The organism is Catalinimonas alkaloidigena, assembly GCF_900100765.1.
GTDB lineage: Bacteria > Bacteroidota > Bacteroidia > Cytophagales > Flexibacteraceae > Mooreia > Mooreia alkaloidigena.
The window spans coordinates 207562-219659 of the sequence record NZ_FNFO01000002.1 but is presented as its reverse complement, the minus strand read 5'-3'; the positions used below and the strand labels follow the sequence as shown (position 1 = coordinate 219659).

The window sequence follows — 12098 nt, the reverse complement described above, 5'->3', positions numbered from 1 at the left end:
CGAGCGTACTACTCAGGCATCGTGCAGGCACGACGATTTTGTAGCGCGATGCTTACCCAACCCTTTGCGTAATCGGAAGAGAGCGGGTGAGAAAAAGCGCGTCGCTAGAGGTAACCGCAGGGCGGTGCGCCTCCAAGGGTACTAACCTGAGCATTCGCACCCAGGGCCGGGTTGCAGATTCATGCAAGTCTTCTGTTTGCGCACGCTGCGTACCTGCGGCGTAAACGAAGAGAACACAAAAAGAAAAGGCATTTGTAACAGGGAAAGCGTGAGACTCCAATTAAGTCTAGTTTTCCGACAAAAATTACCAGAACCAAGGTAGCGCTTTCGGGGGCACGACGCAAGCGCTCCCGCACTTTATTTTCACACAACCACACTAATTGTCAGCACGTTAGCTTCTTTCTCTAGCTTCCCATAAAAAAGCCGGTCTTTGCAGACCGGCTCCCACGCAAATCAGCTCTGTTAGGGTTGGCTTGTCACTTGCTTGATCAGTGCGGCTTCTTCCTGACTATAGGGCGTGCCGTCTTTCCGGAAAATGTCGTGGAACCAGACGTCCGGCTCCGAGCCGTCGGCGATGGGGGTGTTCCAGGCGTAGATCGTGTTGGTTTTGCCGTTGACCAGTCCCCAGTTGTAGGCACTGATGTTTTCTTCTTTCAGCATGGGCAGGATGTCGGCAAACGTGCTGTTGCGCGTGCGGGCCATGTATTCGGTGCAGAGCATCGGGCGGCCCAGCGGCTTGAGGTCGGCAATCCATTTTTCGTGGTCGGCCTTGTCGCCGTAGTTGTGATAGGTGATCACGTCGGAATGGGCCTTCTGGTACTCGTTCAGGTCTTTCAGGTCCAGGTTCCAGACCCCGGCCGACAGCGGCTGCGACGGGTTCACCTCACGTCCCCACTGAAACATTTTTTCCAACAGCGGCATGCTCCGGTTTGCCCAGCCCGAGTTGCCCGGCTCGTTGTACAGATCCCAAAGCAACACGCGGTCGTCGTCTTTGAAGGTGGTCAGGATGTCTTTCACGTAGGTTTCGAGCAGGGCCGTGGTCGCCGCCGAATCGTCGTGAATCAACTGACCGGGGTCCTGAATCCAGCCGGAATTGTGCGTGCCGGGCTTGGGGTCGGGTTGCTTGCCCGCGGCATACGTGGGGCTCCACACGTCGTCCAGAATGCAGAACATGGTGGAGATGCCGTGTTGGTCGGCAAGGTCGAGGTACTGCGTCATGCGGTCTTTGAAGCCGGCCTTGTCGATTTCCCAGGCGAGGTGGTGCAGGTAGACGCGCACGGAGTTGAACCCGATGGATTCGGCGTAGCCCAGCTCCCGGTCGATGGTTTCCGGATCGAACGTCTCGGCCTGCCACATTTCCAGCTGGTTGATGGCCGTGCTGGGAATGAAGTCACAGCCGACCTGCCAGCCCTTTTCCTGGTACCACTGGTTGGCCCGCTCGGCGGTCCAGCGTTCCCCCGGCGCAGCTGCCTTTGTTGCCATCGCCGAAGTATCGGCCGCCGTGGAATCGGCGTCGGAGTCGGTCGTCGTCGACGTACAGGCGGCGGTCAGCAGAGTAGCGCTCAATAGGTACGAAGTAAGTCTCATATAAATTGGGGATAGTTAAAGGTCTTGATTGATAAGTTGGGTTCTTTTTTCCTTGTTTCTCTTCAATTGTCATCCGCTTTATTCGGTCATCGCCCGGCGACCCGGCTCGACGTTAGGAGAGATCTTCTGGCTTTGATGTTACTAGATTTCTCCCGTAGGTCGAAATGACAAAATAGAGGTTCTTATGACAAGGAAGAGGTTATTCTTCTCCCGAAGGGATGGGCAGTTTTTCGTCCAAAGATACGGGGGTGCCGAAATCGGGCAGTCCGTCGGCAGTCCAGGTAAAGGGCTGCATCCGGGGCGACCGATGCCCACCACACCCCTGCCCTGCCTCCGGATTGGCGTGGTAGAGAATCCAGTTTTCGGTGCCATCAGGTGACGTAAAGAAGGAGTTGTGACCGGCTGCATACGTGCCGTTTTGATTTTCGGCCCGAAACACCGGCTCCTCGTGCTTGTGCCAGGAAGCGGGGTCCATCAGGTCGGCATCCGCGTTGGCCGAAAGCATGCCCAGGGCGTAGTATTCGGTCCAGCACCCGCTCGCTGAGAAAATCACGAACACCCTGTCGCCGTGCAGCAGCGGTTGCGGGCCTTCGTTCACCAGAACTTCGGGCTTGTCGTCCGGTCCCGGATTCGGAATGGTGCCGTGGGTTTCCCAGTCGTACGTGGGGCGGGAGATGCGCACCCGCTCCCCTTCCACCGTCCAGGGGTTAGCGAGCTTCGCGAGGTACAAATCCTGTTCGCCATTTTCGTCGCCTTCCCACCCGGACCAGACGAAGTACATCTGCCCCCGGTGCTCGAACACCGAGCCGTCGATGGCCCAGCGGTCGTCAGGCGTTTTCAACTGCCCTTTGAGGCGAAATTCTCCCTCCAGCGGATCGGCCGACGGGTTTTCCAGGACCCACATGCGGTGATTCCGGTTGTGTCCGTCGTCGGCCGCGACGTAGATGTACCACGCTCCGTTGAGAAAATGGATTTCCGGTGCCCACACCTCTTTCGAGTAGGCTTCTCCCTCGGGCGGAGTCCAGACCACTTTGGAGGGGGCCTTTTCGAGCGCAGTCAGCGAACTTGTCTTCCAGAGGGTCACGTTCCGGCCCGTCGTATGGGTATAATAATAATAGCCCTCGTGGTAAATGCTCCACGGATCGGCCCCGGACGGCAACAGCGGATTGGTAAACGTAGCGGTTGCCGTCGTATCCACATCGGGTTGATCGGTCGTGGCCGGTTCCTGACAGCCAGCCGCCGTGGCGGCAAGCCCAAGACAGAGAAGAAGTTTTTTCATCGTGATTCGTTGGGGACGACCGGAAACGCCACGATCCGGACTTTCGTGCAGCCGTAGGGCACCAGCGTAATGTCTTCTGTTTCAGCGGCTACTTTGCCTTTGTAGATGCCTTCCCGCTCGGTGACGGGTTGGTGCGCAACGCCATTGACGGCCTGCCAGCCCGGAATTTTCTTCGCCGGAGCCGTGATCTCGACAGGCGCATGGGCCAGGTTCCAGACGAATGATTGGGGCATGGGCTTCACCGTCACGTCCAGATTTGCCTGCGGCTGTTCCACGACCTTTCGGAGTAAGCCGTAGTTCCAGTCCCCTTCGGGGAAGACGCTGAAGTAGTCACCTTCTTTTTCGTCGTGCCCTTTTTCCCAGCGCTCCTGAAGTTTCAGGGCGTAGACCAGCGGACCCCGCTCTACCGCTCGGGAATTTTTCGCCCAGTTCGACGTACGAACCGGCATAGGCAGTTGCAGCGTGACGCGATCTCCTTTCTTCCAGGTCCGGTCGAGGGTGATCACCTGGCCACCCGGTTCCCGACGCGCCTCTTGCCCGTTGATCGAAATGACGGCCTCGTCACACCACCCCGGAATGCGCAACTGCAACGGAAACTGTACGGCCTTTTTGGTTACTACCTCAAACTGAATCTGGTCTTCGAACGGATAATTCGTGGTTTCTTTGATGGTCACCGGCGTCTGTGACGTACCCATCTTAAGGGTCAGTTCGTTCGGACCGTATTCCAATGCGGCCAGTCCGCCGTCGGCCGTGGTGTACCAGAGGTGCTGCGCGTACTTGGTCCAGCCCTGGTGCATGTTGGCGAGGCAGCACGTGTAGCCGCTGCGCATCCCCAGCACGTTGTTCATTTCCCGGTTGAAGGGCAGCGAAAAGTCGAAGACGCCCCGGCTGATCTGCACCTGATTCGCCACCTGAAAGTATTGCTTCGCGTTGTAATCGTCAGTGGTTTGGGGCGGCAGGGCGTTGAAGGTCATCCGCTCCAGCGCGTCCATGTAGTGCACGTCGCCCGTGATGCCGATGATCTGCTCTAGCGAAAACATCGACTCTACGATGGCACACAGTTCGGTGCCCTGCGTCGGCTCGTTGCCGTGCAAATCTTCGTCGCCGGAAAAGACGCCCATCGGCAGGCCGTGCAACGTCATCAGGTCCTGAAATCCCGTCTCGATGTCTTTTAAAAACTTCTGGTCGCCGGTCCGCTGGTAATTCACCGCCGGAGATTTCAGCGCCATGCCTACGTTCACGGCGTGGCGGTGCATCCAGTTTTCGTCGGTCTGGTTGGCCGCCGCTGCAATCACCCAGTCGCGACTGCCCAGCCACTCGCTCCATGCAAACGACTGCGACTCAATCAGTGCGGCCAGTTCGAGCAGCTTCGGCTCTTTCGTGAGGCCGTAGAGCCACTGCGCCATCATCACGTTGTCGGCTCCACGCGACTGCGCCCACTCTGTCCACTTCCCGATCGGACACGCCTTCAGCGACTGCAACTGGTAGTCGAAATAGTGCTGCATAAACGGGATCACGCGCTTGTCCTCTGTGGCGGTATAGTATTGCTGAATCACCTTCAGCATCACCATCTTGGGCCACCAGTCCTCTCCCGCGTCACAGTTCGCCACGGTGATTTCCGCCCCCCGCTCCCGCTCCGCCGGGGTGATCGGCCCGAAGTAACCGGAAGGCCGTTGGTGGTCGATCGTCCAGTCGATGTATTTTTTCACCTTTTGCTGCAACTCCTTGTCGTCCAGCAGATACGCCAGCGGCACCGCGCCGTCCAGCCAGTAGGGCGTCTCTTCCCAGCCGTCGCCTTTGCCGCCCAGCCAGCCGTTGTCGTCCTTCACCTTCCCGTACACTTCATCGAGGTGGCCCGTCGTCCCGTTCCGCATGATCACCAGTTGGTCGCGCAGCCATCCCTCCGGCCGGATGCTTCCCAGCGGCACTTCCCCGTAGACCGGCGGCACATACGCCTCCGTTTCGGCCGGAGCGGGTAGATTGAGCGTGAAAGCAGTGAGGGAGAAAGCGGCGGCTCCCGAGAGGAGGGCTTTATAGTTCATGGGTTGGGATATCGGATGTCAATTGGTTGGTTGATAAAGACAGATGATTATTGTATTACCACTGGTTTCAGGCTAGGCCTGAAATCATGTACACAGGGAAGCTTGTAGCTTCCTGCGTAATTTTATTTTATTCAGGAAGCTACAAGCTTCCCTGTGTCTATCAGCTTCAGATATAATCTGAAGCTAGAATGGCTAAATTAAGCGCAGTGAGCGGTAAAAATTCAACGCCACAGGTGATCAGTATCAAAAGTTGAAGCTCAAATATCTTCTACTTTTCTTTCCCTCAAATTAATCATTTTGAATAGCTAATTTTTTCCATATTTACCATCAAACCTAATCTCCATAAATTTATCAAAGCACTCTTCTTTGAAGCCGTACTTCATCAATCTTACAATGATTATCGAATCTAATTGTGTATTGACACTCCCTATGTACTGCCTTCTGTAACTAACTCTGTACTTCTTATCCGATGAAGCAAGAATTCCTTCGGCTCTTCTTATATGAGCTTGATCTGGAGTAAATCTGTTTTGAGAAACTTGAAACGGCGGTTTATAAGAAGCTGGAAAGATGAACCCTTTGTATCCTTTTGCCTCTACATAGATAGAGGTATCGGATGAAAAATTATTCAAGTCAGTACATTCAATTTTTGGTCTTCCATTCACACATCCTCCTATTGATAAAATCCCGATGGCAATCCAAGTATTTCTCATTTTTTGTTGCATATAGCCAACCGCTATCCAAACCACACGTCTTTTATAGTCTCCGAATTCCAAACTTCCCGTTTTCACTTCCACGAAAAGCGCAACAGGGACACACCTTGCCGAGGCAACTGCATCTTGACTGAGACTTTTCCGTCTTTCGCCTTGACCCATTCCGGTGATGTCAACAACGTTAACTGTCCGGCGGCTTCCAGTTCCGTGATCTGTTCGGGGGCGGGGTTTTGCGGCGAGCCCATCGCCTGCCAGAGCGTGTAGGCATTGCTGTGTTCCTGATCGATGCGGTAGTGTTCCATCAGGAGGTTCCCTCCGGGTAGGCCCGTTATTTCCACGGTGACCGGGGCGTCGGGCGCGGGCAGGTTGTCGTCGTGGTAATTCCAGACCATGACCGTGGCGGTCCGCTCGTCTTTCGCGGCCAAGGCGTTGATGTCGTCCGCCTCACGGATGCTGGAGTCGCGCACGGCCATCGCGTCGTAGGCCAGGTCACCGCCGACCTGCACACGCTGCCCCGCCATGAGGCCGTACATGCGGAAGACGTTCAGGACCGGCTTGTCGACGCCGTTGGTCGCCAGGTCGCGGAAGCCGGCAAACCAGGGCTGATTTTCGAACTCGAACGCCCAGGTCACCGCCCCTTCGAAGTTCACGCCGTAATGATCGGCCAGCGCGTATTTCCGAGCGAACGCGGCCGCCGTGTAGCTCGAATACATCGTCCCGTTGCGGTAGGCGTTCTGCGGATTGAACTCGACCGAACAGGCCGCGCATCCTTCCGGGTCCGACTCGCCGATGATGATGGGCAGGTCTTTCCATTCGGGAAAGGAAGCCACAATCTCGAACCCTTTGTCGATGTCGCGAAGCTGCTGCCCCAGGTTCATCTGCACGTAGCCTTTGCCGCTGGCGTCTTCCACAATCTTGGGCGCTCCCTTGGCATGGAAGGTGATGAAGTCGAGCGGCGCGCCGGTTTCCCCGGTCGCATAGTTTTTGCCCCGGGCGCAATGTTCCAGAAACGTGCGCAGGAAATCGGCCGATTTGTCCCAGCCCGGCCCGGTCACTTCCGGTCCTCCGATGCGCGCGTTCGGCAGGGCGCGTTTCACGGCATCAGCGGTATAGTCGTACAGCTTGATGTACTCTTCCGTCGTGCCCATCCAGTAGTCGATGTTGGGCTCGTTCCAGAGCTCCCAGTACCATTGCAGCACTTCCTCCTCGCCGTAGCGTTCCATGCAGTGCTGCACCCACGCATGGACCAGCTTCGCCCATTTCTTGTAGCTTTTCGGCGGATAGGCCCAGCCGGTAAAGATCGTACCGTATTTCTGATCGGGTGTAAAATGGTGGCGGTACGGCTGAGGCTTTGTCGAGAGCGCCTCCGGCATAAACCCGATTTGCGCAAACGGCCGCATCCCCCGCTCCAGGTACGTATCGAAAATGCTGTCGACCAGCGTCCAGTCGTAGACGGGACGGCCGCGCTTGTCTTCCGTATAGGCATTGGTCGAGCCCCACTTCAGGGCGGCTTCGCCATCGCCGGTCGTCAGGAGGTTGTGCGCCCGCACCTGGACGGTCACCGGACTCAGTGCCGCGATTTCCGACAGCAACTTCCGCCCGTCTTTCATGTAGGTGTAGTTGGGCTCGTCGTAGCCGAACCACGCCCACACTGGCCGCATCGGTCCCACTTCTTTTGTCAGATCAACCTGAATCCGTACCGTATCGGCAGGTTGGGCGTACAATGCTACAGGCAAGAGAACTAACCAAAAACAACAAATTACTTTCTGCCGCAAGCTTGATAGCCGGGCCGCGCAGGATTGTGGTATACTTTTTTGCACGCCTGCGCGGCCCGGTTTTCCAACGTGCGTAAGCTGAAAGGCCGGGCCGCGTAGACTTACAACATTTTGACCACAAGCTACAAGCTTGCGGTAAGCTAGAGATAGAAGGTCAAAGCGGATAGTGGATGGCATGAGTGATGGTGGAGAGAAGGTTAAAGCCTCTTTTCCAGCAACTTAATAAAATACCCCCCGACTACCGAACGGGCCCGGAAACCGACCGATCGGGCGTTGGTCGTTTCGTGCCAGTCGCTCAGCGGAATGCGGTCAGGCGTTTCATTGGCGAACTTCCAGACCGGGTGCACCAGTGCCTTGAACTCTTCCGGAGAATCGGCCAAGGTAGCGGTCCAGAGAATCCAGTCCGACTTCGTGTAGGTCTTGCGGCTATCAAGCGGCAGGCCATACGGCTCCTGTTTCGTTTGGTAGTAGGCGAGCTCGGTCTGATGCACTTCCGGCGGGAAAATGTCGAGGCCCATCAGTTTGTCCCACACCAGGTTGTACTTCTGGCTCCAGGTGCCGGGCGAGCCGAACGCCAACACGTAATGGTCCTTGTCTTTGGCCATCTGCACCCACTTTTGTGCCATCTGTTTCGCCAGGGTGGTGTATTTGGTTTCCACGTCCGCTTTGCCGAGCATCCCGGCCAGTTTCCCGTAGGAGGCCAGGCCCATGATGGCCTTGATGGACAGGTTAGCGTTGCGTGCGAGGTGACCGGCGAAATCGTCGGTGCTCAACTGGTTGGCCGGATCGAACCCTTCTTTTTCGAGGAAGCCGGCCCAGGTTGTCAGCGTCTCCCAGTGTTCTTCGGCAAACGCCGCATCCTTTTCTTTTGCGGCGATGGCGGCGGTCAGGATCAGCATGTTCCCCGTCTCTTCCACCGGCATGTCTTCGCCGTAGGTCTGTCCGGTTGCCTGTGGATACGTGCCCACGTCGTGCGCGGCGAACGGTTTGGTCCAGCGCCCCGTCTCGGAGTAGTCGAAGATAAAGCGCAGCATCCCTTTCATCAATTCCGGATTATAACGGATGAACAGCGGGGCCGACGGGTAGGTCACGTCCACTGTGCCGATGGAACCGTTCGAGAAGTTTTCTTTGGAGAAGAAGAACAGGCTACCGTCGGTATTGGCCACGATCTTGTGCGCGGCCACTGCCTGCCGGTATGCCAGGGCACAAAGGTCCGCGTATTCCTTCCCTCCTGCCGCCTGGGCTTCCTGGTAGAGTTGCCGATCAAACGCCGTGCACTCCTTCATCAGCCGGGCGTAGTCGTTTTCGGCGGCGGCAATCATCGAGGTGGCCGTGGCTTTCCCATCGCGCCGCCACCACGGACGCAGGTTCTTGCCAAAGTAATGCACGGAATACAGGTCGTCGTACGCCATCAACACGTGCTCCGTGGTTTTCTGCCGCACCTGCCCCAGGTCCATCGTGACGCCCACAAAGCTTTCGGTCGCGGGTACCGCTGCCGTTTTGGGCGCAGGCATCGCCTTGCCGTTGGCAAAAACCATCATGTCCGTCAACGAATGGGTGGTCGCCGTTACATGCTTTTTCTGCGGAGCGGCCAGGTAGGCATAGCCCCAGTCGATGCGCACGTCGTCGCCCTTCGTTTCCAACACGTTCTGACTCGTTGTGCCGACCGATTGTACCAACAGGCCATTGTGGTTTTCCTGCTGAAACGCGACTTCCTGATAGGGCTGGTTGGTGCTCAACGTACCCGAAAAGCCGAACAGCAACTGCACGGCGTGGGCCGCCCCGTCGTTGGCTTGCACGTCGAACGTCACGTACGACGCCGGACGGGCCGCCACCTCCAGTTGGTCCAGCAGGAGCGGCGAGGTGAACGTTACGGTCACGTCGGCTTTCCCGGCCGACAGTTGGTAAACGGTCTGGGTCGCACTGACCCGTACCGATTGCTGGGTCGCAGCGGTGACTTGGGCCAGCTGGTGTTCGTCGATCAGTCCGGCGTCAATGTAGGCACCTCCCCGCGCGTTGGTGCAGTGCACGGCCAAGAGGTTCTTGCCTTTCTTCAGCGTTTTCTTGGCGGCCTCCGTCAGCGGACGCTGGGCATAATTCAGGACAAAATCCGGATTCTCGAACGCCTTCACGCCGTTGAGGAACACCTCGACCTGATCGTCGTGGCTGATGTACAGTTGCAGGTTTTCAAAATCGGTGTCCTGTAAGGTGAACTCCCGGCGGTACCAGATCTCCTGATCGTACTGCGAACGCGGCTTCATCGTGTTGCTGCCCGCCCCATCGCCAAACGGCGCAGGCCCGGTCTGCCAGCCCTTTGTTTTGAACTTCGGTTGTTCCCACCCGGCGGAGGGTTGTTCGTACGTATATGGCACGTCGTAGGCTTCGGTCGCGGCCGTGGGCAGCACGACTTCTACCTGCGTCGGGCCGGTGCCCAGAAACTGGTATGTCTGTCCGTCGACCCGCAGAAAACCCAGCATTGCTTGGTCCTGCCCGGTCCAGTGCTTCGTGGAGGACGTGTTGATGCCATCGGTAAACGACCAGAGGCTGAAGTACGGATCGTGGGTGATGAGCGGGTACGCGGGGGGCCGCAGGGGTTGCGCCCCGACCGAAAACGTGGCGCAGGCGCACAGGAGAAGGAAGAAAATTTTTTTCAAGATTCGTAAGTGTAAGTACAAACATTAGGCAACCCCAGATGGCAGGTTGGCGTCGGAGGGCTGGAACTTGAAAGGTTGCGCAGCCTTCCGACGACTGCTTCGCGCTTGCGCAGAGGCACTAGCCGTCGGACGGAGTTACAGATCGCCTTCCAACCGTCCGACGACTGGAGGCCGTTCTGGCATCAAGCGTGTTACGGTCGCAGTTGCACCAGCGAAGTATCGTAGAGCTTTTCGTGGACCTGTTTCAGTTTGGCTTCCGGTACTTTGATCACCTTCCGGTCGTAGGTCATCAGGCCATTCACCTCCACTTCCACGTCGGTCGTTTGGGTGTAGACGGCAGCCGAGAGCCCCCGTTTGATCAGGTTCTGCAGCTCGTCGACGAAGGACGAATACTGCGTAAACAGCTCGTCGGCGTTCGGGAAGCTACGGTAGCCCCAGTTGTCTTTCTGCTGCCAGGTGTGTCCTTCCAGTGGTAGGCCCAGCCCGCCGTATTCGCCCAGCACCAGAATCTGATCGTTGCCGAACAGGTCGTGGCGCGGCATGGCAGGCGACGGATAATGGTGCAGGTCGATGATGTGCCCGACGGGATGGAAGTTGCCGCCGCTGGCGCTGTTGACCAGTCGCGACGGATCTTTCTTCATCGTCCACTCCGTAATTTCCTGAGTTTTGAATTGCCCCCACGCTTCGTTGAAGGGCACCCACACGACGATGCTCGGAAAGGGTTGCAGGGCGTCCATGATCGCCTCCCATTCGGTGCGGTAGATGTGTTCCGACTCGGCCGAACGGTCCATGTCGTGGCCTTCGCCCTCGATGCCAGGATGGTTGCCCCAGCGCGCGCCCAGGTCGCCGCTCGGCATGTCCTGCCACACCAGCATGCCCATCTGATCGCAGTAGTAATACCAGCGGGCGGGCTCCACTTTCACGTGCTTGCGGATCATGTTAAAGCCCATCTCTTTGGTCTTTTCGATGTCGAATTTCAGGGCCGCATCGGTCGGAGCGGTGTAGAGGCCGTCGGGCCACCAGCCCTGGTCGAGCGGGCCAAACTGGAACACAAACTTGCCGTTCAGCATCATCCGCTGGATGCCGTCCGCGTCGGGCTTCATCTCGATGCTGCGCATTGCGGTGTAGCTCTTCACCTGATCCAGCACCTTTCCGTTGCGAAGCACAGCCACTTCTAGGTCGTACAAACGGGGATTTTCGGGCGACCACAGTTGCGGATCGGGAATGGTAACTGCGATTTCTCCGGACGCGTCGCCGGTTTGTTCTGCTAACCTGGTCTTACCTTCTGTTACCCGCACGCGGAGCTGATCGCCCTTCTGTGCGCCCTGCAATGTTGCAGCTACGGCCACGCTCCCGTTCTGCACGTTGGGTACTGTTTTCAGATGCTGAACGTAGGTCGGCGGTACGGCCTCCAGCCAGACGGTCTGCCAGATGCCCGTCACGGGCGTGTACCAGATGCCTTCGGGGTTCTTCACCTGCTTGCCGCGGGGCTGCGGACCTTCGTCGGTCGGGTCCCACACGCGCACGGTGATTTCCTGTGCACTGCCCTTTTTCAAAAGCGCCGTGATGTCGAACGAAAAGGGATCGTAACCGCCCCGGTGCGTCCCGGCCGACTGACCGTTCACCCACACTTCCGTTTCCCAATCGACCGCCCCGAAGTGTAGGAGCACTTTGTTTCGACGGAGTTTGGCGGGCACACTGACCATGGTGTGGTACCACAGCGCCTGGTCCTTTCCGACCGTTTTGCCGACGCCCGACAGCGCCGATTCCACCGCGAAGGGTACCAGAATTTTCCCCTGGTAGGCGGTCGGCTGGGGGGCCTCTTTCGCCTGGATGGCGTAGTCCCACAGGCCGTTCAGGTTCTGCCAGGTGTCGCGCGTCAGTTGCGGCCGGGGGTAATCGGGCAGCGGCTGCGCCGGATCGACCTGCCCGGCCCATTCGGTTTTGATCTTGTCGCCCGCCGGTTGCCAGGTAGTCTGGGCACGCACGGTCACGAGCGGCAAAAGAAGGAGTAACAAGGAAAGATAGGTACGCATAGGAAAAGGTTGCAT

The 12098-nt window shown here is 57.7% G+C and carries 7 protein-coding genes; all 7 read right to left on the bottom strand.

The genetic code is table 11. From position 1 onward, the window contains the following. Nucleotides 1-462 precede the first annotated feature (462 nt). Nucleotides 463-1587 carry a cellulase family glycosylhydrolase gene (locus BLR44_RS04340; protein ID WP_089679646.1) on the bottom strand — a complete coding sequence of 375 codons (1125 nt, stop codon included), beginning with the start codon at nt 1585-1587 and terminating at the stop codon, nt 463-465. A 199-nt stretch (nt 1588-1786) separates the two neighbouring features. Beyond that, nucleotides 1787-2866, bottom strand: a complete 1080-nt coding sequence (locus BLR44_RS04335; RefSeq protein ID WP_089679644.1) for a glycoside hydrolase family 43 protein — start codon at nt 2864-2866, stop codon at nt 1787-1789. Further along, nucleotides 2863-4908 carry a beta-L-arabinofuranosidase domain-containing protein gene (locus tag BLR44_RS04330; protein ID WP_089679643.1) on the bottom strand — a complete coding sequence of 682 codons (2046 nt, stop codon included), beginning with the start codon at nt 4906-4908 and terminating at the stop codon, nt 2863-2865. Before BLR44_RS04330 ends, BLR44_RS04335 begins: the two co-directional genes overlap by 4 nt. A gap of 305 nt (nt 4909-5213) precedes the next feature. Further along, the gene (locus tag BLR44_RS04325; RefSeq protein WP_089679641.1) at nt 5214-5681 is read right to left on the bottom strand and encodes a hypothetical protein; all 468 of its coding nucleotides are present in this window, start codon (nt 5679-5681) and stop codon (nt 5214-5216) included. Between the two features lie 11 nt (nt 5682-5692). Then, complete coding sequence (locus BLR44_RS04320) at nt 5693-7354, bottom strand: GH39 family glycosyl hydrolase (protein WP_245705970.1); 1662 nt, start codon at nt 7352-7354, stop codon at nt 5693-5695. Between the two features lie 236 nt (nt 7355-7590). Continuing rightward, a complete protein-coding gene (locus BLR44_RS04315; protein WP_089679639.1) occupies nt 7591-10047 on the bottom strand; it encodes a glutaminase family protein in 2457 nt (818 codons plus the stop codon). A gap of 191 nt (nt 10048-10238) precedes the next feature. Beyond that, nucleotides 10239-12083, bottom strand: coding sequence for a glycoside hydrolase family 2 protein (locus BLR44_RS04310; protein WP_089680728.1), 1845 nt, complete (start codon nt 12081-12083; stop codon nt 10239-10241). Between the last annotated feature and the right edge of the window lie 15 nt (nt 12084-12098).